The 22,604-nt window shown below is 39.1% G+C and carries 23 protein-coding genes, 2 tRNA genes and 1 pseudogene; 14 read left to right on the forward strand and 12 right to left on the reverse strand.

Features of this window, described 5'->3' with window-relative positions; genetic code table 11:
• Nucleotides 1-116: 116 nt before the first annotated feature.
• Nucleotides 117-198 (reverse strand) — tRNA-Leu (locus tag B3394_RS13290).
• 37 nt (nucleotides 199-235) lie between these two features.
• Nucleotides 236-308 (reverse strand) — tRNA-Lys (locus B3394_RS13295).
• Nucleotides 309-509: 201 nt separating this feature from the next.
• On the opposite strand from B3394_RS13295, the gene B3394_RS13300 reads away from it, so the two are divergent.
• Nucleotides 510-1,028 carry a shikimate kinase gene (locus B3394_RS13300; protein ID WP_273247030.1) on the forward strand — a complete coding sequence of 173 codons (519 nt, stop codon included), beginning with the start codon at nucleotides 510-512 and terminating at the stop codon, nucleotides 1,026-1,028.
• On the opposite strand, the gene B3394_RS13305 is transcribed toward B3394_RS13300, so the two are convergent.
• The 3 genes and pseudogenes from B3394_RS13305 to B3394_RS13315 all read right to left on the reverse strand — a co-directional run bounded on the left by B3394_RS13305 (nucleotide 1,020) and on the right by B3394_RS13315 (nucleotide 2,490).
• Nucleotides 1,020-1,514 (reverse strand): phosphoribosyltransferase family protein, encoded by a 495-nt coding sequence (locus tag B3394_RS13305; protein WP_177733164.1) that lies wholly within the window; start codon nucleotides 1,512-1,514, stop codon nucleotides 1,020-1,022. The genes B3394_RS13300 and B3394_RS13305 overlap by 9 nt on opposite strands.
• Before the next feature lie 60 nt (nucleotides 1,515-1,574).
• Nucleotides 1,575-2,129 (reverse strand): annotated as a pseudogene (locus B3394_RS13310) (methyltransferase domain-containing protein); the annotation flags it as partial.
• Nucleotides 2,098-2,490, reverse strand: a complete 393-nt coding sequence (locus B3394_RS13315) for an RNA-binding S4 domain-containing protein (protein WP_177736268.1) — start codon at nucleotides 2,488-2,490, stop codon at nucleotides 2,098-2,100. The gene B3394_RS13315 and the pseudogene B3394_RS13310, both read right to left, overlap by 32 nt.
• 80 nt (nucleotides 2,491-2,570) lie before the next feature.
• Between B3394_RS13315 and B3394_RS13320 the strand changes: the two genes are divergently transcribed.
• Entirely contained in the window at nucleotides 2,571-3,494 is a 924-nt protein-coding gene (locus B3394_RS13320; protein ID WP_286925579.1) for an FKBP-type peptidyl-prolyl cis-trans isomerase, read from the forward strand.
• A gap of 117 nt (nucleotides 3,495-3,611) precedes the next feature.
• Here B3394_RS13320 and B3394_RS13325 read toward each other — a convergent pair whose 3' ends face one another.
• The gene (locus B3394_RS13325) at nucleotides 3,612-4,565 is read right to left on the reverse strand and encodes a transketolase family protein (RefSeq protein ID WP_177733169.1); all 954 of its coding nucleotides are present in this window, start codon (nucleotides 4,563-4,565) and stop codon (nucleotides 3,612-3,614) included.
• 42 nt (nucleotides 4,566-4,607) lie between these two features.
• A complete protein-coding gene (locus B3394_RS13330; RefSeq protein ID WP_273247032.1) occupies nucleotides 4,608-5,456 on the reverse strand; it encodes a transketolase in 849 nt (282 codons plus the stop codon).
• Nucleotides 5,457-5,633: 177 nt separating this feature from the next.
• Here B3394_RS13330 and B3394_RS13335 point away from each other — a divergent pair, with 177 nt between their 5' ends.
• From B3394_RS13335 to B3394_RS13390, 12 genes are all read left to right on the forward strand, one after another.
• The gene (locus B3394_RS13335) at nucleotides 5,634-6,836 is read left to right on the forward strand and encodes an MFS transporter (RefSeq protein WP_286925580.1); all 1,203 of its coding nucleotides are present in this window, start codon (nucleotides 5,634-5,636) and stop codon (nucleotides 6,834-6,836) included.
• Nucleotides 6,837-6,975: 139 nt separating this feature from the next.
• Nucleotides 6,976-8,106 carry a tRNA guanosine(34) transglycosylase Tgt gene (gene tgt, locus B3394_RS13340; RefSeq protein ID WP_177733175.1) on the forward strand — a complete coding sequence of 377 codons (1,131 nt, stop codon included), beginning with the start codon at nucleotides 6,976-6,978 and terminating at the stop codon, nucleotides 8,104-8,106.
• A 33-nt stretch (nucleotides 8,107-8,139) separates the two neighbouring features.
• Complete coding sequence (locus B3394_RS13345) at nucleotides 8,140-9,216, forward strand: LptF/LptG family permease (protein ID WP_177733177.1); 1,077 nt, start codon at nucleotides 8,140-8,142, stop codon at nucleotides 9,214-9,216.
• Complete coding sequence (locus tag B3394_RS13350; protein ID WP_177733179.1) at nucleotides 9,203-10,090, forward strand: DMT family transporter; 888 nt, start codon at nucleotides 9,203-9,205, stop codon at nucleotides 10,088-10,090. Before B3394_RS13345 ends, B3394_RS13350 begins: the two co-directional genes overlap by 14 nt.
• Before the next feature lie 72 nt (nucleotides 10,091-10,162).
• Nucleotides 10,163-11,116: an acetyl-CoA carboxylase carboxyltransferase subunit alpha gene (locus tag B3394_RS13355; RefSeq protein WP_177733181.1), complete on the forward strand. Its 954-nt coding sequence runs from the start codon at nucleotides 10,163-10,165 to the stop codon at nucleotides 11,114-11,116.
• Nucleotides 11,117-11,259: 143 nt separating this feature from the next.
• Entirely contained in the window at nucleotides 11,260-12,807 is a 1,548-nt protein-coding gene (gene dnaB, locus B3394_RS13360; protein WP_177733183.1) for a replicative DNA helicase, read from the forward strand.
• An 86-nt stretch (nucleotides 12,808-12,893) separates the two neighbouring features.
• A complete protein-coding gene (locus B3394_RS13365; protein WP_286925581.1) occupies nucleotides 12,894-14,159 on the forward strand; it encodes an asparagine synthetase B in 1,266 nt (421 codons plus the stop codon).
• Between the two features lie 226 nt (nucleotides 14,160-14,385).
• Entirely contained in the window at nucleotides 14,386-14,718 is a 333-nt protein-coding gene (locus tag B3394_RS13370; protein ID WP_177733187.1) for a hypothetical protein, read from the forward strand.
• A 12-nt stretch (nucleotides 14,719-14,730) separates the two neighbouring features.
• Nucleotides 14,731-15,366, forward strand: a complete 636-nt coding sequence (locus B3394_RS13375) for a hypothetical protein (protein ID WP_177733189.1) — start codon at nucleotides 14,731-14,733, stop codon at nucleotides 15,364-15,366.
• The gene (locus tag B3394_RS13380) at nucleotides 15,359-16,156 is read left to right on the forward strand and encodes a sensor histidine kinase (protein ID WP_177733191.1); all 798 of its coding nucleotides are present in this window, start codon (nucleotides 15,359-15,361) and stop codon (nucleotides 16,154-16,156) included. Before B3394_RS13375 ends, B3394_RS13380 begins: the two co-directional genes overlap by 8 nt.
• An 11-nt stretch (nucleotides 16,157-16,167) precedes the next feature.
• Nucleotides 16,168-16,851, forward strand: a complete 684-nt coding sequence (locus B3394_RS13385) for a response regulator (protein WP_177733193.1) — start codon at nucleotides 16,168-16,170, stop codon at nucleotides 16,849-16,851.
• Nucleotides 16,852-16,928: 77 nt separating this feature from the next.
• Nucleotides 16,929-17,840, forward strand: coding sequence for a glutaminase (locus tag B3394_RS13390; protein WP_286925582.1), 912 nt, complete (start codon nucleotides 16,929-16,931; stop codon nucleotides 17,838-17,840).
• A gap of 11 nt (nucleotides 17,841-17,851) precedes the next feature.
• Here the strand turns inward: B3394_RS13390 and rlmF are convergent, their stop codons facing one another.
• The 5 genes from rlmF to thrS form a co-directional block, all read right to left on the reverse strand.
• Complete coding sequence (rlmF, locus tag B3394_RS13395) at nucleotides 17,852-18,805, reverse strand: 23S rRNA (adenine(1618)-N(6))-methyltransferase RlmF (RefSeq protein WP_286925583.1); 954 nt, start codon at nucleotides 18,803-18,805, stop codon at nucleotides 17,852-17,854.
• Between the two features lie 149 nt (nucleotides 18,806-18,954).
• Nucleotides 18,955-19,299 carry a 50S ribosomal protein L20 gene (gene rplT, locus B3394_RS13400; RefSeq protein ID WP_177733200.1) on the reverse strand — a complete coding sequence of 115 codons (345 nt, stop codon included), beginning with the start codon at nucleotides 19,297-19,299 and terminating at the stop codon, nucleotides 18,955-18,957.
• Between the two features lie 103 nt (nucleotides 19,300-19,402).
• A complete protein-coding gene (rpmI, locus tag B3394_RS13405; RefSeq protein ID WP_177733202.1) occupies nucleotides 19,403-19,600 on the reverse strand; it encodes a 50S ribosomal protein L35 in 198 nt (65 codons plus the stop codon).
• Nucleotides 19,601-19,764: 164 nt separating this feature from the next.
• Nucleotides 19,765-20,316, reverse strand: coding sequence for a translation initiation factor IF-3 (gene infC, locus B3394_RS13410; RefSeq protein WP_177736271.1), 552 nt, complete (start codon nucleotides 20,314-20,316; stop codon nucleotides 19,765-19,767).
• A 29-nt stretch (nucleotides 20,317-20,345) separates the two neighbouring features.
• Entirely contained in the window at nucleotides 20,346-22,292 is a 1,947-nt protein-coding gene (gene thrS / locus B3394_RS13415) for a threonine--tRNA ligase (RefSeq protein ID WP_273247038.1), read from the reverse strand.
• Nucleotides 22,293-22,604 lie beyond the last annotated feature (312 nt).

The following is a 22,604-nucleotide window of genomic DNA, read 5'->3' on the forward strand; positions in this document are numbered from 1 at the left end:
GCTGAGCTACCGAGTCTGTAATTATTTCTTAATCTCTTTATCAATATTTCCTGAAACAGCTTCCGGGAATCTCCCGTACTATTTCTGATCATTCAGATTACTTTAGGTAATCCTCGTGACCACGATGGGATTCGAACCCATACGTCTTTCAACACCACCCCCTCAAGATGGCGAGTCTACCAATTTCTCCACGTGGCCTTAAAAAAAAAAGTCAAACATCGCTGTTCGACTTTCGTGACCCGGCTGGGATTCGAACCCAGGACCCCATCATTAAAAGTGATGTGCTCTACCAGCTGAGCTACCGAGTCTTGCTTTCAGAAAATAAATTCAGGTCATTTTTGTGACCCGGCTGGGATTCNNTACCAGCTGAGCTACCGAGTCTGTAATCATTTCCTGATTGCGGGTGCAAATATAAGACGTATTTTTTATTATCCAAGGGAATTTTGGTTTAAATTTGCCTTTTTTTTACAGGGATTATTTAAGTTTCTGTTTATTAGATATTTATTATTATGAAAAAAATAGTCCTCATTGGCTATATGGGTTCCGGCAAGTCAACAATAGGTAAAATATTATCAGAAAAAATAGCAATACCGGCTTTTGATCTGGATAAAATTATTGAAGAAAAGACAAAAAAGACCATTCCGGAATTGTTTTCGGAGATTGGAGAAGTCAGATTTCGCAAGATCGAGCACGAAACACTCCGGGAATTTATAGCAGAAAAGGAGGATTATATATTAAGTCTGGGTGGTGGTGCTCCCTGTTATGCCAATAACCATGAATTTTTACAGCTGGAAGGTATCGTATCGGTATACTTAAAAGCATCCGTTAAGGAGTTAATGCAACGACTGGAAAATGAAAAGGCGGGCAGACCTTTGCTGGCTTCGTTAAAAGAAACCGAAATAGAAGAATTTATAGCCAAACATTTGTTTGACCGAAGCTATTTTTACCACCAGGCCAAACATGTGATTGCCGTTGATGGTAAAAAGCCGGATCATATTGTTTCGGAAATTGAAAGCTTGTTAACTTAAATAGGCGTATTCCTCTGTTTCTTCAAAAACAACCTGGATGTGCTCTAATAGTGAAGTCGATAAGGAGAGGCCTTTAAAATCGGCTTTAACGGGATATTTTTTATGGTTCCGGTCTACCAGTACCGCAGTTTTGAATTTTTTCAGCGGAACGTCAAGAAAATGCTTTACACCATAGATCAAAGTGGTGCCGGAACTAAGCACGTCATCAATCAGTACCAAACCTTTATTTTCGTACTGCTCCGGGCTTAGTGATGTGGTGATTTTTTCCTGAGGTTTGGTTTTGTTGATTTTTACTTCGCATAAAATAACCTTCAAATCGGAAATCTGTTCCAGTTCTTTCGCAATTTTCTGAGCGAAAATATACCCGTTGGAAGCGATCCCGGCTAAAACAACTTCGTTTTCATCTACAAAAGTTTCGTAGATCTGAAAAGCAATTCGTTTGGTTTTATGGTTGATTTCCTGTTGGGTTAAGATAATATTTTTCATTGTTTTTGTGTTGTTGTTATTTTTTTCAAAGATAAAGAAGAACTCTTTTTCTTGTCTTGGTTTTATGGAATTATAAGCTCTTTCAAGTGTTTTTATCGAAAATATGTCTGAAAAAAGGCTTAAATACGCTTCTTTGCTGCCGCCAAACGGAGGTCCGGCTTCGGTGAGCGGGAAATCAAACAGCAGTCCGGCGATTTTTCCGTTAGGGTTTAGTAATTGTGCCATTTTGGAAACATAATTTTTGCGAAGCTCCGGTGACAGCGCGCAGAAAAAAGTCTGCTCCAGGATCAGATCGAAGTGCTCCTTCAGCTCAAAAAAATCACCCTGAATCAACTGGGATCCGGGAAACAGCGGATTTCTTTTTTTGATGTTCTGTAACGGCGAAGCGGCCAGGTCTATGACAAATACATTTTGGAATCCTTTTGAAAACAGGTAATCCAGCTCGTGTGCATTTCCGGCACCGGGTATTAAGATCTTCATCGTCTTATCGTCAATCTGGTCAATATAATCCTTCAGCGGTGTGGTAATTGAACCGGCATCCCATCCGGTCTCATTGTTCAGATAGCGGTCTTCCCAGTAACTTTTATTCAGTTTCGGTGTCATCTTCGTCAGCATCTAAGGTATAATCGTCAATGTCCCGTCTGTCTTTTTTAGTAGGACGGCCTGTTCCTCTGGCGCGGTAATGCTCCTTGGAAAGCCTTAGTAATTCCAGATGTTCAAAAGACTCTAAAGGCGTTTCGTCTTTTCGGTATATGTCAACCAGTTTGGCGCCCACTCTGCTTTCGGGAACATCCAGAACGGTCAGTATGTAGTTAATCTGATCTTTTCGTAATGTAATTTTATCTGTAGCAAAAACTTCCCTGGAAGGTTTTGCTGTTTGTCCATTTACAGTGATGTGCCCCTTTTTACAAGCTTCTGTTGCAATGTTTCTTGTTTTATAGTAGCGTACACACCATAAATATTTATCCACTCTCATATGAAAATTCAAAATTCAATGTTAATATTAAAACAAAAATAAATGAAAATTGTATCTTGCACCGTTAAATTTTATTAATAATGAATAGATTATTTAAGATAGTAGGGAGCTTAGTCCTTATGTTTTCTCTTTTTGCATGTGATGATAAAGGTAGCGGTGGTGCTGAAATCCGGGATTATTCTGAGCAATTTGCCGCTGATAATACAGCCATTGAAAATTATTTGAAAACACATTACCTGGAAGTTACTCATAATGCACATGGAGATGTTGAGGATATGACAATCACAGCGATTCCTGCCGGAGGAAGTCAGGTTTCTATCTGGGATCAGACAACCTATCCGTTATTGAATAAAACAGTGAAACTTCACAATATCTTATATAAAGTTTATTATTTAAAAACTGCTGCCGGTACAGGTGATGCCCCTTGTGGCGTAGATAAACTGTACACTTCCTACAGAGGAACGCTGTTAACGGGATACCAGTTTGATTATGCTCCGAATGCTACCGAAATCAGCCTTGTGGGAGCAATAAAAGGATGGGAGTTTATTTTCCCGGAATTCAGAAGAGGAGTTACAGTAGAAAATGTAAACGAAGCGGGAGTGCCTGACGGAACATTGCGTCATGAAGATTACGGAGCAGGAGTAATGTTCCTGCCTTCAGGATTAGGCTATTATAGCCAATATGTTGGAAGTATTCCGGAATATTCACCGTTGGTGTTTACGTTTAAATTATACGACATACAATTTTTAGATCAGGATGCCGATGGTGTATTGTCAAGATATGAATATGGTTTTGATGCAAATTACAACCTGATTGATACAGATGGTGACGGTATCGCTGATATTTTTGACGTGGATGATGATAATGATGGTGTACCTACAAAAGAAGAGATCCGTATTCCGGGTACTATTAACCAGTATACCTATGATTTGATTCCGGATTGTAGCGGAAACAACGCGAATCCGGCACGATTAAGAAAACATCTGGATGCTACTTGTCACTAAGAGTAAGCCAGTAAAATAAAAAAAGCCCTTTTCAAGAAGGGCTTTTTTTATGGTAAATACTGCTGTAAAAATAAAGCCTGTCCAGTCGGACAGGCTTTGTTGTATAAAACATATTGATTATTTTCGTGTGATAACCTTTTCGGCAGCTGCAAAAATAGCCTGATTGTTCAACTGGTATTTCTCCATTAACTGATCCGGTGTTCCGCTTTCGCCAAAACTGTCCTTAACGGCTACATATTCCTGTGGCGCAGGATTGTTTAACGATAATGTTCTGGAAACACTTTCGCCTAAACCGCCAAGCATATTGTGCTCTTCAGCAGTAACAACACAACCTGTTTTAGCAACCGATTTAAGAATCGCTTCTTCATCCAGTGGTTTTATCGTGTGGATGTTGATTACCTCGGCAGAAATACCTTTTGCTTCCAAAGCTTCCGCAGCAACCAAAGCTTCCCAAACCAAATGTCCGGTAGCGATAATTGTAACATCAGTACCTTCGTTTAATACGACAGCCTTACCAATTTCGAATGTTCCGTTTTCCGGAGTGAAGTTAGGTACAGACGGTCGGCCGAAACGCAGGTAAACCGGTCCGTGGTGCTCAGCAATAGCTAATGTAGCTGCTTTTGTCTGATTGTAATCACAAGTGTTGATTACCGTCATTCCAGGCAGCATTTTCATCAAACCGATATCTTCAAGGATCTGGTGTGTAGCACCATCTTCTCCTAATGTTAATCCGGCATGCGAAGCACAGATTTTAACGTTTTTATCGGAGTAGGCTACCGACTGACGAATCTGGTCGTAAACCCTTCCGGTAGAAAAGTTAGCGAAAGTTCCGGTAAAAGGAATTTTACCGCCAATAGTCATTCCTGCTGCAATTCCAATCATGTTAGCTTCTGCAATCCCGATCTGGAAAAAACGTTCCGGATGATTTTTCTTGAAATCATCCATTTTTAATGAACCGATCAGGTCTGCACAAAGTGCTACTACATTTTCATTTTTTTGACCAAGTTCTGTAAGTCCGGCTCCAAAACCAGAGCGCGTATCTTTATTTCCTGTGTTTGTATATTTTTTCATTTGTTGACGTAATTAAAAGAATTTAAAAATTAGAAAGATCGATTAATAATCTCCTAAAGTTTCCGGATTTTGAGCTAAAGCACTTTCCAATTGTGCATCGTTTGGTGCTTTACCGTGCCATGCGTGTGTGTGCATCATGAAATCAACACCGTTACCCATTTCGGTATATAGCAATACACAAACTGGTTTTCCTTTTCCGGTTCTTGATTTGGCATCAGTCATACCATTGATGATAGCCTCAAGGTTGTTTCCTTCTTTTATCTCAAGAACATCCCATCCGAAAGCCTCAAATTTGGCTCTTAAATCGCCTAAGGATAAAACTTCTTCTGTTGTTCCGTCAATTTGTTTTCCGTTTAAATCTACGGTAGCAATATAGTTGTCTACTTTTTTAGCAGAAGCATACATCGCCGCTTCCCAGATTTGCCCTTCCTGTAACTCACCGTCACCATGTAAACTGTAAACAATATGGTTGTCACCGTTTAATTTTTTGGTTAGCGCAGCTCCGATGGCAACAGACATTCCTTGTCCTAATGAACCTGAAGCAACACGAATTCCCGGTAACCCTTCATGCGTAGTCGGGTGCCCTTGTAAACGGGAATTGATAAGGCGGAAAGTAGCTAATTCAGCAACAGGGAAATACCCGCTTCTTGCTAATACGCTGTAAAAAACCGGCGAAATGTGACCATTGGACAGGAAGAAAAGATCTTCACCGCTACCATTCATGTCAAAACCTTCTTTGCGGTCCATTAAATGTTGGTAAAGGGCTACTAAAAATTCGGTACAGCCAAGTGAACCTCCAGGGTGTCCTGAATTTACAGCATGAACCATACGAAGAATATCTCTTCTAACCTGAATTGTTAAGTCGTTTAATTGTTGAGTGTTAGGCTTCATTTTTTATGTAAAAGTTAAACTATGGCAAAAATAGTTTTATTTTAAAGATGTACCAACTCTTTTTGTTTTTTAGTTTCAGATTTAGCACGTAATAATTTCGCTTAATGATAGGAGGAAACGCTTTAAATGTAGTACTTTTAGTAACTTTTTAATTGTATCCCCTTTTCGGTTTAACAGATGAAACGTTTTTTAGATATTTATTTGGATTCGTATCGCGGTTTATCAAAACCCGCATGGATGCTTGCGCTGGTTATTTTTATCAACAGAAGCGGAGCTATGGTGCTTCCTTTCTTAGGGATTTATATGACGGAAGCCCTGCACTTTTCGCTAAAGGAAGCCGGTACGGTACTAAGCTGTTTTGGTCTGGGAGCGGTAACCGGTTCCTGGTTAGGCGGCTGGTTGACCGATAAAGTAGGACATTTTAAAGTGCAGACGGTAAGCTTATTGCTGTCGGTTCCGATGTTCTGCCTGCTGCCGCTATTTAAAACGGTGGAAACACTGGCGGTAGGAATATTTATATTGAGCGTGATTACCGATTCGTTCCGGCCGGCCAATTCCGTTTCGGTGGCATACTATGCCAAACCGGAAAATATTACCCGTGCTTTTTCGCTCAATCGTATGGCTATCAATCTTGGATTTTCCATAGGTCCTGCTTTGGGCGGCTTGCTGGCAATTATATCCTACAGCTGGCTTTTTTACGGCAATGCGATCGGTGCTGTTTTGGCCGGGCTGTTATTCTTCTTTTATTTCAGAAACAGAAAAGGGAACGAAAACGTATTGAAAAAAGAAGCGGATGCGGCGGCAGAAGCCAAAGAAGTTTCTCCATACAGGGACAAACAGTTTATCTGGTTCAACATACTAACGGCTCTATATGCAATCTGTTTCTTTCAATTGTTGAGTACACTGCCTTTGTTCTATAAAGAGATCCATAAATTAACCGAAGCAGACATCGGGATATTGCTGGCCTATAGCGGTTTTGTGGTCTTTGCGCTGGAAATGCTGCTGGTGCATATTGCCGAACGTAAAATGACATCGGCACAGGTAATCATTTTAGGAACGATTTTATGCGGCTTGTCGTTTATAATGCTGGTACTGCCGGGTAAATACCTGGTATTGTATGTGTCCATGTTTGTTTTGTGTATCTCGGAAATCCTGGTAATGCCGTTTGTGGCTACCGTGACGGTTCAGCGTTCCGGAGCAACAAACAGAGGCGCTTATATGGGATTTGGCGCCCTGGCTTATTCGGCGGCCCATATCGTATCGCCTTATTTGGGAACCCGTGTAGCCGATTTTTACGGATTTGATACGCTGTGGATCGGAACCGGAGTACTGACTGTTTTTATTGCCTTAGGATTTTACGTTATAATGAAGAAAATGTAAGCAAAACAATTGCTTATTATCATTTCGGCGGATTTGTTTAAAAAGAATATTAAATAAAGACGCAATCGTTAATATTTTCTAAGGAACTCCCAATCGAATAGTTGAATTCGATTATCTTTGCCGATTGTAAAAAGTAAGTATGAAGTTCGATTTATTACACAAAGACCCGTTGTCAAAAGCCAGAGCGGGAAGTATAACTACAGATCACGGTGTTATTGAAACACCAATATTTATGCCTGTCGGAACAGTTGCTTCCGTTAAAGGAGTGCATCAGCGAGAATTAAAAAACGATATTAATCCCGATATTATTTTAGGAAATACCTATCATTTGTATCTGCGCCCACAAACCGAAATATTGGAAAAAGCGGGTGGATTGCACAAATTCATGAACTGGGACCGGAATATATTAACGGATAGCGGCGGTTATCAGGTATATTCCCTTTCTTCCAATAGAAAAATTAAAGAGGAAGGCGTAAAATTCAAATCGCACATTGACGGATCCTATCATTTTTTCTCACCGGAAAATGTGATGGAAATCCAGCGTACCATCGGAGCCGATATTATCATGGCATTCGATGAATGTACACCATACCCTTGTGATTACCGGTATGCAAAACGTTCGATGCACATGACCCACCGTTGGTTGGACAGATGTATTGCACATTTGGATAAATTACCGTTTAAATACGGATACGAACAAACATTTTTCCCGATTGTACAGGGAAGTACCTATAAAGACCTGCGTCAGCAGTCGGCAGAATACATTGCCGGTGTAGGAGCGCAGGGTAATGCCATCGGAGGACTTTCTGTAGGAGAGCCTGCAGAAGAAATGTATGCGATGACAGAAGTGGTTACGGCCATTTTACCGGAAGACAAACCGCGTTATTTAATGGGAGTGGGAACACCGGTTAACATCCTTGAAAATATAGCATTGGGAATTGACATGTTCGATTGTGTGATGCCAACGCGTAATGCCCGTAACGGAATGTTATTTACAGCTAACGGTACAATTAACATTAAAAATAAAAAATGGGAAGACGATTTTTCCCCAATTGACGAAATGGGAATTACTTTTGTAGATACCGAATACTCAAAAGCCTATTTACGCCATTTATTTGCTGCTAACGAATACTTAGGGAAGCAAATCGCAACCATTCATAACTTAGGGTTTTATATGTGGCTGGTTCGCGAAGCCAGACAGCATATTTTAGCAGGTGATTTTTATGCATGGAAGGAAAAAATGGTAAAACAGATGAGCCAACGTTTATAATGCTAACAATTAATTTTCTATTCTAACTTGCGAATGAACATAATCGATAAATATATCCTAAAACGGTATTTAGCAACCTTCTCGGTCATGTTATTAATGTTTATTCCTATAGGAATCGTTATTGACGTTTCGGAGAAGATCAATAAAATGCTTGCTAATAAAGTACCTTTAGTAGCCATTTTAAAGTACTATTACGATTTTACAATATATTTTGCCAATTTACTTTTCCCGATATTCCTGTTCCTTTCCGTAATATGGTTTACCTCGAAACTGGCAAATAACACCGAGATCATTGCGATTTTAAGTTCCGGAATTTCGTTTAGCCGTTTTTTACGGCCGTACATTATCGGGGCAACGTTAGTATCGCTGTTTTCATTGGTTATGGGATTCTTTCTGGTGCCCAAAGCAAGTCAGGGATTTAACGATTTCCGTTACAATTACCTGTCCAGTAATCCAACCGTCAGGGAAAACCAGGATGTTTACCGGCAGATTAGTAAAGACGAATTTATCTATGTGAGTAATTTTAACTACGAATCCAAGATAGCGTTCAACTTTACCCTTGAAAAATTTAAAGGCGATCAGTTAGAATATAAAATCAATGCCAGCCGTATAAAATGGAATCCTGCCGACAGTACGTACACCTTATTCAATTACAGCAAGCGTACCATTGGAGAACTGGATGATAAAATTGAAAAACAGGAACAAAAGGACATGATTCTGGATTTTGATCTGGAAGATTTAACGCCGGTTGTTTATGTTGCAGAAACCATGACCTTAGGAGAACTGAACCGGTTTATCGAAAAGGAAAAACAACGTGGTTCACCCAATATCAACACCTATCTGGTTGTCAAATATAAAAAATACAGTATCCCTGTTTCGGCATTTATTCTGACCATTATTGCCGTTTCGGTTTCTTCCATGAAGCGAAGAGGAGGAATGGGAGTAAACTTAGCCCTGGGAATTGCAATAGCCTTTACCTTTATTTTCTTTGACAAGATTTTTGGAACACTGGCCGAAAAATCCAGCGTACCGCCTTTAGTGGCCGTATGGTTCTCTAATTTTGTTTTTGGAATTTTAGCGATTTACCTACTTAGAAATGCCAAACGATAATATTAAAAGTTACTTAAACCTCCATCTAATTGTTTTTATATGGGGGTTTACCGCTATTTTAGGCGGATTGATTTCCCTGGAAGCCCTGCCTTTGGTGTGGTATCGCATGATGGTAGCGGTGTTTCTGGTATTGCTTTACCTGTTATACCGAAAAAGACCGATAGCCGTTTCCGGGACTACGCTCGTGAAATTCCTTTTAGGCGGATTGGTCATTGCGCTGCACTGGCTGACGTTCTTTATGGCGATTAAAGTTTCCAACATTTCCGTAACATTAGCCTGTCTGTCTACCGGCGCTTTCTTTGCCTCATTTCTGGAACCCATTTTCTATGGAAGAAAAATGATCTGGTATGAAGTGCTTTTCGGCTTGATAGTCGTGTTGGGATTGGGAATCATCTTTAATGTGGAAGGCGACCATGTTAACGGAATAATCTTAGCGCTGACCTCGGCATTTTTATCGGCACTTTTTTCAGTGATCAACGGGAAGTTTGCCCAAAAACATGACGCAGGAGTCATCACTTTTTATGAACTGCTGGGCGGTGTCGGATTTCTGACGGTTTATATGCTGGTATCCGGATATTTTACCCGGGAATTCTTTGTACTGAGCTTATCCGATTGTATCTGGCTGCTGGTTTTAGGATCTGTTTGTACGGCCTATGCCTTTTTAGCCTCAGTGAAAGTTATGAAATATTTAAGCCCGTATACCGTAATGCTGACGATTAATCTGGAGCCTATTTACGGAATTATATTAGCCGTTTTGGTTTTCCGGGAAAAAGAAAAAATGAGCCCTTCTTTTTATGTGGGAGCGGCCATAATACTGCTTACGGTTCTGCTAAACGGAATCGCCAAGAACTATAAAAAAATAAAAACAAATTAATAAATTGTTACTACAATATAAAATGATAATTTATCTTTGTAGCTCAAACTAAACCCAAAAAGGTACTAAAAAATGGAATATTTAGATTTTGAACTTCCTATTAAAGAACTTGAAGATCAGTTAGATAAATGTCAGATAATCGGACTGGAATCGGATGTTGATGTTTCTAATACGTGCAAACAAATTGAGAAAAAATTAGAAGAAACCAAGAGAAATATATATAAAAATCTAACGGCATGGCAACGTGTTCAGCTTTCGAGACATCCAAGCAGACCGTACACGATGGACCATGTCAGAGCCCTTTGCGGGGATACTTTCCTGGAACTTTTTGGAGACAGAGGCGTTAAGGACGACAAAGCAATGATTGGCGGACTTGGTAAAATTGGCGGGCAGTCGTTCATGATTGTCGGACAACAAAAAGGATACAATACGAAAACCAGACAATTCCGTAACTTCGGAATGGCAAATCCGGAAGGATATAGAAAAGCACTTCGTTTAATGAAAATGGCCGAAAAATTCGGAATTCCTGTAGTTACATTAGTAGATACTCCGGGAGCATATCCGGGATTGGAAGCAGAAGAAAGAGGACAGGGGGAAGCTATTGCCAGAAACATCTTCGAAATGATTCGTCTGAAAGTGCCTATCATCACGGTTATCGTTGGTGAAGGAGCTTCAGGTGGAGCTTTGGGAATTGGTGTTGGTGATAAAGTTTACATGTTGGAAAATACCTGGTATTCTGTAATTTCTCCGGAATCGTGTTCTTCTATTTTATGGAGAAGCTGGGAATACAAAGAGCAGGCTGCCGAAGCGTTGAAATTAACTTCTTTCGATATGAAAAAACAAAAGTTAATTGACGATATTATCCCGGAACCGCTTGGTGGTGCTCATTACGACAGAGAAACGACTTTCAGAACCGTTGAACAATATATCACCAAAGGATATAACGAGTTGAAAGACTTATCAACAGAAGAATTAGTGGCTCAGCGTATGGAAAAATACAGTAGAATGGGTGAGTATAAAGAATAATCGAAATTACCTTACAAATCATAACATCCGGAGCCTTACAGCTTCGGATTTTTTTTAACTATTAACATTTTTTGAGAGGTTATGAACAGCAGAAGACTAACAACTCAAAATATATTCACCTAAAAATTGGCTACCTTAGCAATATGGAAAACCTCAAAAATGTAAACCCAAACAGAGTAGATAAAACTACTATTATTAATCTGGAAAAAGGCAAATTACCTCCTCAGGCATTAGACCTTGAAGAGGCGGTTCTGGGTGCCATGATGATTGATAAAAAAGGAGTGGATGAGGTTATCGATATTTTACAACCCGATGCTTTTTACAAAGATGCCCACAAGCATATCTTTGAAGCCATTGTAGAACTTTTTAACGATACACAGCCGATTGACCTTCTGACCGTTTCCGCACAGCTGCGAAAAAACGGGAAGTTAGAATTAGCCGGAGGCGATTTTTACCTGATTCAGCTGACTCAGAAAATATCATCTTCCGCACACATTGAGTTTCACTCAAGAATTATATTGCAGAAATACATTCAGCGAAGCCTTATCAAAATTTCAAATGAAATTATTGAAGAATCGTATGATGAAACGACCGATGTATTCGACTTGTTGGACAAAGCCGAATCCAAACTGTATGAAGTAACGCAGGGAAACATTAAAAGAAGTTCCGAAACGGCACAAAGTTTAGTGATCCAGGCAAAAAAACGTATTGAAGAAATTGCCAATAAAGAAGGATTGAGCGGAATCCCTACCGGTTTCCACGATCTGGATAAACTTACTTCCGGTTGGCAGCCTTCCGATTTAATTATTATCGCGGCACGTCCGGGTATGGGTAAAACCGCATTCGTACTTTCAATGGCAAGAAATATGGCTATCGATGCCGGAGCACCGGTTGCTTTGTTCTCGCTGGAGATGTCATCCGTACAGCTGATCACCCGTTTGATCTCTTCCGAAACCGGTTTGTCTTCTGAAAAACTGCGTACCGGAAAACTGGAAAAACACGAATGGGAACAACTTTCCATAAAAGTAAAAGACCTCGAAAAAGCACCTTTATATATTGACGATACCCCGTCACTGTCCATTTTCGATTTACGTGCAAAAGCACGTCGTCTGGCTTCCCAATACGGAATCCGTATGATTGTGATCGATTACCTTCAGTTAATGACGGCCGGCGGTAACGGAAAAGGCGGCGGCGGAAACCGTGAGCAGGAGATTTCCACCATTTCCCGAAACTTAAAAGCCCTGGCAAAAGAGTTAAATGTTCCGGTAATTGCACTGTCACAGCTATCACGTGCGGTGGAAACCCGTGGAGCCAGCAAGCGACCGTTGCTTTCCGACTTACGTGAATCCGGAGCGATTGAGCAGGATGCCGATATCGTATCCTTTATTTACCGCCCGGAATATTATAAAATTGACGAATGGGATGACGAAGAGCGTTCGCCAACACAAGGTCAGGCAGAATTTATCGTAGCCAAACACCGTAACGGTGGATTGGATAACATTCGTCTGAAATTTATCGGAAATCTGGGTAAATTTGACAACCTGGACGATTTCGGTTCTCCTTTTGACGAATTGCCATCCCGAATGAATATGGACGATAATCCTTTCATCACCAAAAACCTGCCATCGGCTAACGAAGCTTTCGGAAGCAACATGAACAGTTTTGACGACGACAGCGATGTTCCGTTCTAAAAAATAAAATTAAGCCTGCATCTGTAGGCTTTTTTTATGAGTTTTTATTTTTGAAATCACTTATCTTTGAAAATAAATCAATTGTAATGCATCTCAAAAAGTCCGTTTATATATTCTTGGTATTCCTGTTTTCAATTTCGGCAAAAGCAGCATTTATACTGCTGCCGATGGAAGCCGAAGTGCAGCAAAACCATTTAAAAGCCTATGGAATTACCTATTGGGCACTGGATAAGCAGTATAAAGTGAGCTGGCTGCTAAATTACAGAGGCGGTTCTTTTCTGTTGCCGGATGCGGCTGAGATCCGTAAAGAATGCCAGATCCGCGGGGTAACTTTTGAAGTACTGTCCGACAATCAGGCAAACGGAATCCTGAATGAAATTAGTTCCCCTTCACAAAATATGGAAACGGTTGTGCTGGAAAAAGCACCCAAAATTGCCGTATATACACCCAAAGGGAAAAAACCATGGGACGATGCGGTGACACTGGTTTTAACCTATGCCGAAATTCCGTTTACGGCAATCTATGATGAAGAAGTACTAAGCGATGCCCTTTTACTATACGATTGGCTGCATTTGCACCACGAAGATTTCACCGGGCAATATGGGAAATTCTTCGGAGCCTACCGGAATGCACCCTGGTATATTGAACAAAAAAGAGAAGCAGAAGCTTTGGCAACCAAGTTGGGATTTAGCAAAGTATCACAGGAAAAACTGGCTGTAGCCACTAAGATCCGAAACTTTGTAATTGGCGGCGGTTTTATGTTTGCCATGTGTTCTGCAACAGACAGCTTTGATATTGCCCTTGCTGCCGAAGGAGTGGACATCTGTGAACCGATGTTTGACGGCGATGACAGCGAGGCAAACTATCAGGCGCGGATTGACTACAATAAAAGCTTTGCATTCAAGGACTTTATCCTGGAAAGAAACCCGCTTGTTTATGAATTTTCAGATATTGATATGTCGCGAAAGCGAAAAGTATTGCCCGATAATGATTATTTCACGCTGATGGAATATTCGGCAAAATGGGATCCCATCCCGAGTATGCTTTGCCAGAACCATACCCAGCTGGTAAAAGGTTTTATGGGACAGACCACCGCTTTCGACAGTGAGCGGATCAAATCGAATATCCTGGTTATGGGAGAGAACAAGTTTAATGGTGAAGCCCGTTATATACACGGTACCAAAGGCAAAGGAATGTTCACGTTTTACGGCGGGCATGATCCGGAAGATTATGAGCATCGGGTAGGCGACGCACCAACGGTTTTGGACCTGCATCCCAATTCTCCCGGATACCGTTTAATCTTAAACAATGTATTATTTCCGGCTGCCAGAAAGAAAAAACTCAAAACATAAAATTCTGATCACAATTTCAAAAAAGCATAATAGTTACTATTATGCTTTTTTTATGAAATGCATATTTTTTATATTCGTATTTTTTAAAAGTTACATTTTGTTCATTTTAGCACAACAAAAGCATAACATAATGTGATAAAATGCGATTTTTTTTAAGGAAAAATGCCAAAATAAAAATTAATAGTATTATTTTTACATAAGATATGTAACTTATAATTTATTACTTATGGCAGAAAATACGATTAGTTTAGCAACGGCTCAGGACTGGGCTGCAAGATGGAAAAACAAAGAAGGAAGCTACAACAGGCACCATGAATTAAAAGCTTTCTGGGTTCCCGGAGTAGATTTTACTCAGGTAATGAAAGAAGCTGGTGCGCAAAATGTCAGAGCTTACCTGGGAGTTGATGAAAGCAATGTGGAAAAATTAATGATTGTAGGTGTTGATGCTGACGGAAATGATATGATTGACGAAAGCAAAGGACAATATATCTATGATTTTTCAGAACCGTGTCCGAGTACTTGTAATAAAAAAGCACCTTTTATTAGTGGTGGTGAATAAAAAATTATCCTTTTGATTAATTATATTATCTATTTAGGGTATGTATTTTCAGGGATCAATTTGATTCTGTATTTAAAGAGATGCAGAAAAGAAGACAAGGCCTTCAGAATATTTACCCTTTATTTATTTGTTATCGCATTAATACAGTTTTTTACAAGCCTTTTAAAGAATAAAGGAATCAACAACCTGTTCCTTTCCCATTTTTACTTTGTATTGCAGCTGATCTTGTTAAGTTTTTTTTACCTGACAATTTTAGAAATGAAAATACAGCGAAGGATTGTGCGAACCTGTTTAATGGGATGCCTGTTTGTTTTAGGAGTCCAGTACTTATCGGATAAACAACTGTTTTTAAAATTCAACCTGTTTGAAATTTTTATAACATCCTATCTGTTAATACTGTATTCAATGTTTCACTTTTACAATCTTTTAAACAAGGAAAAAAATTACTATTATATCAACACAGGGATATTGATTTACCTTTTCGGAAGTACGGTTTTGTTTATTTCAGGAAACCTGATCAACACGCTGAAACTCGAATCCCGGAATATTGTCTGGTTGTTAAATGCCTTCCTGATAGTGGTATACCAGTTGTTTATTTTCATAGAATGGCGAAAAAGAGCCCGTCGTAATACTGAAGACTATGAATGATTTGAACGCACATGATTTAGAAATAATATCGGCTGTAATCTACACTTTTATAGCCTTTGTTTTAATGATTGTTGCTGTACTGATTTTTGTCTATTATTCCCGGAAGAAAATTGTTCAGAAGGAATTGGAAAAAAAAGACCTTGAAATTGACTATCAGAAGAAACTCCTGCAGGCCACCATCCTCACACAGGAAAAAGAAAGAGAAAGAATAGCGCAGGATTTGCATGACGATATCAGTTCAAAATTAAATATCATTTCCTTGAACAGCCATTTATTAACGGCTTCCGATCTTTCCGGTGAAGAAGTCAAAGAAATAACAACCGGTATCATTACAATTACCGCTAAGGTTCTGGAAAGTTCCCGGACAATAGCACACAATTTATTGCCGCCAATACTGGACAAGTTCGGACTGCATGCCGCTATTGAAGAATTGTGCCAGCAGTACAATAACTGTGAAGTACACATTAACTATCACAACGTACACAGGCAGCAAATTTTCGAAGAAATTAAGCATGAAAACCAACTGCACATCTTCAGGATTTTGCAGGAATTGATTAATAACTCATTACGGCATGGAAAAGCAACCGTTATCGACATCCGTTTTGACAAAGATTTTGGCGGGCGGTATTGTATTTATACCGACAATGGAAATGGTTTTGATACTAAAGTTATAAAGAAACAACCCGGACTTGGTATGAAAAATATTGAAAGCAGAGTTACGATGTTGAATGGACAACTCAATATTGAGAGTGAGATTAATAAGGGAATAAATGTGACTTTTAATTTTTAAAAATTAATCTGATGTCAGATACAATTAAAATTGTTTTAGCCGATGACGAAGCGCTTTTCAGAAAAGGAGTGGCTTTTATTTTACAGCGGGAAAGAAACTTTGAAATACTTTTTGAAGCCTCTAACGGAAGTGAATTGATCGATTATCTGGATGAGAATAAAGGCAATCTTCCGGATGTTATTTTAATGGACCTGAAAATGCCGCTGATAAGCGGAGTGGAAGCAACGAAAATAATCCATAAAGTTTTCCCCGACATTAAAATTATTGCCTTAACAAGCTACAATACCAAACCTTTTATTGCGAATATGATTCAGGTGGGTGCCTCTTCTTATTTAGTGAAGAATGCAACACCAAAAGAAATGCTCTTTACCATCAACGAGGTAATCAGCAAAGGATTTTATTATAATGATTTTGTAATGCAGGTAGTAAACGAAAGCATGATTGAATCTCAGAAAAAAGCAAAAAGTAACTTCGACGATGATTATTTGACCAATCGGGAGAAAGAAGTATTACAGTTAATCTGTGGACAGTTAAGTACCAATGAAATTGCGGAAAAACTGTTTATCAGTCCACGAACTGTGGAAGGACACCGGAACAACCTGTTGTTAAAAACAGACTCCAAAAACGTGGCTGGTCTGGTGGTCTATGCGATCCAGAACAGAATTATCAGCCTGGACAGTCTTTCCTTACAATAGAAACAGATAATTTCTGTTCTTGAAGACCAAAAAAGTATAATTTTGTGGCTTAATAATACCTCATTCGATCCGAATATATGAATTATACAGCCATCTTACAGGAAATATACCAACAAATCAGCAGATTACCGGTTACCGGAACGGTCGCAGCCACTATTCCCGAACTGGCAAAAGTAGATCCCGGTAAATTTGGCATTCACCTGACAACAATTGATGGAGAGGATTACGGCATTGGCGATAGCGAAGAAAAATTTTCGATCCAGAGTGTTTCCAAAGCACTCACTGTGGCCATGGCTTTTGCCTCATTGGGCGAGCGAATGTGGGAGCGCGTTGGTGTGGAACCTTCTGGAAATCCGTTTAATTCCTTAGTACAGCTGGAATATGAAAAAGGAATACCCAGAAACCCTTTTATCAATGCCGGAGCGATCGTTATTGCCGATATGCTGGTTTCCCAATTAAAAAATCCGAAACAGGACTTCCTGGAATTCGTCCGGACCATATCCGGAAGCCCCAATATAAATTATAACAGCAAAGTAGCCGAATCGGAAAAACAAACCGGTTTTCGTAATGCCGCTTTGGCAAACTTTATCAAATCATTCGGAAACATTGAAAATGATGTGGAAGAAGTTTTGGATTTTTACTTTTTTCAATGCGCCATTGAAATGACCTGTAAAGAACTGGCGCACTCTTTTTTCTTTTTTGCCAATGAAGGAATGACCCGATCCGGCAGGCAGATCTTAACCCAGAGTCAGGTAAAAAGACTAAATGCACTAATGCAGATGTGTGGTTTTTATGATGAATCCGGTGAGTTTACCTATAAAGTAGGTTTGCCCGGAAAAAGCGGTATTGGCGGTGGTATAGCAGCCTTATATCCCAAAAACTTTACCGTGACCACCTGGAGTCCGGGATTAAACGAAAAAGGAAATTCCGAATTGGGAATGAATGCGCTGGAATTACTGACAACCAAAACCGGGATGTCTATATTTTAGCATTAAAACCCTTATCTTTTTGCCGACCAGCTTTCCTGTTGTCGTTCTTCTAAGAATGTCCAGAGCAATATACGGCTCACCTTATTGCCTTGCTCCATAGTAACGGTTTTAACCTGTACTGCTTTTACCTTTTTAAGAATAGTGTAAAAGTTTTTTAAATGGTCATTTTTGGAAACCAGTGTCGAGAACCACAGGCATTGGGACTTAAAGTGAACACTTTCATAGATCATATTGGTAATAAAAGCCAGTTCGCCGCCTTCGTACCACAACTCATTATTCTGACCGCTGAAATTCAATACCGGTTTGCCTTCGGCAGCTTTGCCCAGGTTTTTCAGTTTGCGTTGTGAGCCTTGTGTTGCCGCTTCCCTGGAAGTGTGAAACGGAGGATTGCAAATAGTAATATCGAATGTTTCGCCCGGTTGTATGATATTCTTAAAAATATTGCGCTTGTTTTCCTGTAAGCGAATGCTAACCGTATCCTGCAGACCTGGATTGTTGCTGATAATTTTTTCTGCAGTAGCTTTGGACGGTTTGTCCAGTTCTGTTCCCACAAACGTCCAGCCATATTCCTGATGCCCGATAATCGGATAAATACAATTGGCACCTACGCCAATATCCAGGACACGAACGTTTTTACCGGTCGGTATTTTGTGATGATTACTTTCGGTTAATACATCAGCTATATAATGAATATAATCTGCCCGTCCCGGAATGGGCGGACACAGATTGGTCTTGGGAATATCCCAGTAGTCAATGCCGTAAAACTGTTTTAATAAAGCCACATTAAGCGCTTTTACAGCTTCGGGATTGGCAAAATCAATACTTTCACTGCCAAATTTATTTAAGGCAACAAAAGCCTTCAGTTCCGGATATACCGTTATGAGCTGGTTAAAATCATAGCGGTCATTATGTTTGTTTCGCGGATGCAGGCTTTTTGTCGTAGTATTGGTTGTTGCTTTTTTCATTAAAATGGAATTGACTTCAAAAGTAGTATAAAATTAAAAATAAACCTTTGAAAAAAGGAAGGAGTTAAGAACACTAGCGATATAAAACAAAAAACCCACTCTTTCGAATGGGTTTTATAATAAGTAAGATAAATATGTTTAACAAACGTTTATTTAACTCTATTTACAATAGCTGCAAAAGCTTCTGGATGATTCATTGCTAAATCGGCAAGAACTTTACGGTTCAATTCGATGTTGTTAGCTTTTACTTTACCCATGAATTGAGAATAACTCATTCCGTGTAAACGTGCACCAGCGTTAATACGCATAATCCATAATGCACGGAAATTTCTCTTTTTTTGCTTTCTGCCACGGTAAGCATATTGCATTGCTTTTTCTACCGCGTTTTTCGCTACTGTCCAAACGTTTTTACGTCTTCCAAAGAATCCTTTGGCTTGCTTCAATACTCTTTTTCTTCTAGCTCTTGAAGCAACTGAATTTACTGATCTTGGCATAATTTTAAATTGTTTTTGTAGCAGGCGACCTTTTCAGGTTCTTGTCGAAATAAATTTCGGGCACTACTCCAGGGTTATTAAATTGTTGTAACCGAAAGAACGATTAGATAATTCTTAATTGTTCTTTTACACTCTTAATGTCTGATTGGTGAACCAATGCAGAGTGCGTTAAAGCTAATTTACGCTTTTTCGATTTTTTAGTCAAAATGTGACTTTTAAAAGCGTGCTTTCTTTTGATTTTTCCAGAGCCAGTAACTTTAAAACGTTTCTTAGCACTAGATTTAGTTTTCATTTTAGGCATTTTCTTCCTAGGTATTAGATTTATCTTACTTACTATTTTTATTTGTCTTTACTTGTAAAAGTAAAAATCAATATCATATCAGGAGCATAACGCTCTTTGATTAATTGTCGGTTGTTCTGCTGCTTTACCCGAAGCTAAAGTTTTGGAACGGTGCTCTAAAAAGATTATTGTTTTTTCTTTTTAGGAGCGATAAACATAATCATACGTTTACCTTCAAGAACCGGAAGTGCTTCTACTTTTCCATACTCTTCAAGATCCTGAGCTAATCTTAATAATAAGATTTGTCCTTGTTCTTTATAGATAATCGAACGACCTTTAAAGAATACGAAAGCTTTTAATTTAGAACCTTCTTTTAGGAACTTTTCAGCATTCTTCTTCTTGAATTCATAATCATGTTCATCAGTTTGAGGACCAAAGCGAATTTCTTTTACAACAATTTGCGTTGACTTAGCTTTAAGCATTTTGTCACGTTTCTTTTGCTCGTAAAGAAACTTTTTGTAATCCATTATTTTACAAACAGGAGGAGCGGCATTGGGAGAGATTTCTACCAAATCCAATTCTTGCTCTTCAGCCATTTGTAAAGCCTGAGAAGTTTTGTAAACTCCAGGCTCAATGTTTTCTCCTACAAGACGAACTTCAGGAACTCGAATGGCATTGTTTGTTCTATGCGCATCCTTTTTTTCTACTCTGGGTTGGTAACCCCTGTTGTTTTTAATTGCTATGGCTCTAAAAATTTAAGTTAAACTTAGAATGATTTTAATGTCTTATTGATTTCTTCCTGTATTAAAGAAGCAAATTGATCGATAGTCATTGTTTGATTTGATTTTCCGGAATCACCGTGACGACGAACAGAAATCGTGCCGTTCTTTTCTTCTTCCTCACCAACAATCAACATAAACGGTAATTTCTGAACTTCAGCTTCTCTAATTTTCTTACCGATAGTTTCATTACGGTTATCAATTAGGGCGCGAATTTCGTGATTTTCTAGCAAATCTAAAACTTTTTTGGCATAATTTTCATATTTCTCGCTCAAAGACAGTATGATAGCTTGCTCCGGCATCAACCAAAGTGGGAAATTTCCTCCAGTATGTTCCAGTAATATGGCAATAAAACGTTCCATGGATCCGAAAGGAGCACGGTGAATCATTACCGGTCTATGTAATTCATTGTCAGAACCTTTATAAGTCAATTCAAAACGCTCCGGTAAATTGTAATCTACCTGAATTGTTCCCAATTGCCAGCTTCTTCCTAAAGCATCCTTCACCATGAAGTCTAATTTAGGACCGTAAAAAGCTGCTTCACCATACTCAACAACAGTGTTTAAGCCTTTTTCGGCTGCTGCATTGATAATAGCGCTTTCCGCTTTTTCCCAGTTTTCATCCGATCCGATGTATTTTTCCGGTTTTTCCGGGTCACGTAACGAAATCTGAGCGGTGAAATTTTCAAAACCTAACGATCCGAATACATATAATACAAGGTCAATTACGTTTTTAAATTCGGCATCCAGCTGATCCGGCGTACAGAAAATGTGTGCATCATCCTGAGTAAACCCTCTCACACGGGTTAAACCGTGTAATTCACCACTTTGTTCGTAACGGTACACCGTTCCGAATTCAGCATAACGTTTCGGAAGATCTTTATAACTCCAGGGTTTTGCATTGTATATTTCGCAGTGGTGCGGGCAGTTCATTGGTTTTAATAAAAATTCCTCACCTTCTGCCGGTGTGTGAATCGGCTGGAAGCTGTCTGCTCCGTATTTTGCATAGTGGCCGGAAGTAACATAAAGTTCTTTCTGTCCGATATGCGGTGTTACTACCTGCTCGTATCCGGCTTTTTTCTGAGCCTTTTTAAGGAATTGCTCCAAACGGTCTCTTAAAGCAGCTCCTTTTGGTAACCATAAAGGCAAACCTTGTCCTACTTTTTGAGAGAAATGGAACAAATCAAGTTCTTTTCCTAATTTTCTATGGTCACGACGCTTGGCCTCTTCCAGTAATTCCAGGTAATCCGTCAGATCTTTCTGTTTCGGGAATGAAATTCCGTAAACACGGGTTAACTGCTTGTTTTTCTCATCACCTCTCCAGTAAGCTCCGGCTACAGATAAAATTTTCATGGCTTTGATGATTCCGGTATTCGGAATATGGCCACCACGGCATAAATCGGTAAAAGTAGCGTGATCACAGAAAGTTATCGTACCGTCCTCTAAATTTTCAATTAATTCTGTTTTATAAGGATTGTTTTCTTTTGCATAGAAAGCCAATGCCTCTGCTTTTGAAGCAGAACGCATTTTAAATTCGTGCTTTTCTTTTGCGATCGCCAGCACTTTATCTTCGATAGCTTTGAAATCGCTGTCGGTTACTTTGTGATCACCAAAATCAACATCATAATAAAATCCGTTATCAATAGCAGGACCAATAGTTAATTTAATGCCCGGATACATTTCCTGTAAAGCCTGCGCCATTACGTGGGAAGTAGAATGCCAAAAAGCTTTTTTACCTTCTTTGTCGTTCCATGTATATAAGATAAGAGAACCATCCGTGGTTAACTCGGTGGTGGTTTCAACTGTTGTACCATTAAAAGAAGCAGAAATAACATTTCTGGCTAATCCTTCACTAATGCTTTTGGCAACATCCATCGGAGTTGCACCTTGTGCAAACTCTTTAACCGAACCATCGGGTAATGTAATCTTTATCATATGTTAAATTTATAAAGCGCAAATATAACGGTTTAAAGAAATACATACAATATATATATAAGGTATAATTGTAAAAGAATTTAATAAATGTTTGTTTTACTATATATAGGTGTATTGTGATGTGGTGATAAAGCCGGATTTGTGTTTTTCAATTGAATTTACTGAGATTGCAGTGTTTTTTAATGGTGTGGGTGATGCGGATGAAAAACCTCAAAAAATAATTTGTTATATTAAGGATTAGTAATCAGTTTGTTAAGTAATTGTTTTGTAGAAAGGCAAAAAATAGTTTGGAAATAGTTTGGAGAAGAGTAA

Origin of the sequence: Flavobacterium sp. UBA4197, assembly GCF_002379575.1 — a bacterium.
GTDB lineage: Bacteria > Bacteroidota > Bacteroidia > Flavobacteriales > Flavobacteriaceae > Flavobacterium > Flavobacterium inviolabile.

Bases quoted from the DNA above. Each gene is read 5' to 3' on its own strand.
- B3394_RS13300 (WP_273247030.1), top strand. From the start codon at position 510: ATGAAAAAAATAGTCCTCATTGGCTATATGGGTTCCGGCAAGTCAACA.
- B3394_RS13305 (WP_177733164.1), bottom strand. From the start codon at position 1,514: ATGAAAAATATTATCTTAACCCAACAGGAAATCAACCATAAAACCAAA.
- B3394_RS13315 (WP_177736268.1), bottom strand. From the start codon at position 2,490: ATGAGAGTGGATAAATATTTATGGTGTGTACGCTACTATAAAACAAGA.
- B3394_RS13320 (WP_286925579.1), top strand. From the start codon at position 2,571: ATGAATAGATTATTTAAGATAGTAGGGAGCTTAGTCCTTATGTTTTCT.
- B3394_RS13325 (WP_177733169.1), bottom strand. From the start codon at position 4,565: ATGAAAAAATATACAAACACAGGAAATAAAGATACGCGCTCTGGTTTT.
- B3394_RS13330 (WP_273247032.1), bottom strand. From the start codon at position 5,456: ATGAAGCCTAACACTCAACAATTAAACGACTTAACAATTCAGGTTAGA.
- B3394_RS13335 (WP_286925580.1), top strand. From the start codon at position 5,634: ATGAAACGTTTTTTAGATATTTATTTGGATTCGTATCGCGGTTTATCA.
- tgt (WP_177733175.1), top strand. From the start codon at position 6,976: ATGAAGTTCGATTTATTACACAAAGACCCGTTGTCAAAAGCCAGAGCG.
- B3394_RS13345 (WP_177733177.1), top strand. From the start codon at position 8,140: ATGAACATAATCGATAAATATATCCTAAAACGGTATTTAGCAACCTTC.
- B3394_RS13350 (WP_177733179.1), top strand. From the start codon at position 9,203: ATGCCAAACGATAATATTAAAAGTTACTTAAACCTCCATCTAATTGTT.
- B3394_RS13355 (WP_177733181.1), top strand. From the start codon at position 10,163: ATGGAATATTTAGATTTTGAACTTCCTATTAAAGAACTTGAAGATCAG.
- dnaB (WP_177733183.1), top strand. From the start codon at position 11,260: ATGGAAAACCTCAAAAATGTAAACCCAAACAGAGTAGATAAAACTACT.
- B3394_RS13365 (WP_286925581.1), top strand. From the start codon at position 12,894: ATGCATCTCAAAAAGTCCGTTTATATATTCTTGGTATTCCTGTTTTCA.
- B3394_RS13370 (WP_177733187.1), top strand. From the start codon at position 14,386: ATGGCAGAAAATACGATTAGTTTAGCAACGGCTCAGGACTGGGCTGCA.
- B3394_RS13380 (WP_177733191.1), top strand. From the start codon at position 15,359: ATGAATGATTTGAACGCACATGATTTAGAAATAATATCGGCTGTAATC.
- B3394_RS13385 (WP_177733193.1), top strand. From the start codon at position 16,168: ATGTCAGATACAATTAAAATTGTTTTAGCCGATGACGAAGCGCTTTTC.
- B3394_RS13390 (WP_286925582.1), top strand. From the start codon at position 16,929: ATGAATTATACAGCCATCTTACAGGAAATATACCAACAAATCAGCAGA.
- rlmF (WP_286925583.1), bottom strand. From the start codon at position 18,805: ATGAAAAAAGCAACAACCAATACTACGACAAAAAGCCTGCATCCGCGA.
- rplT (WP_177733200.1), bottom strand. From the start codon at position 19,299: ATGCCAAGATCAGTAAATTCAGTTGCTTCAAGAGCTAGAAGAAAAAGA.
- rpmI (WP_177733202.1), bottom strand. From the start codon at position 19,600: ATGCCTAAAATGAAAACTAAATCTAGTGCTAAGAAACGTTTTAAAGTT.
- thrS (WP_273247038.1), bottom strand. From the start codon at position 22,292: ATGATAAAGATTACATTACCCGATGGTTCGGTTAAAGAGTTTGCACAA.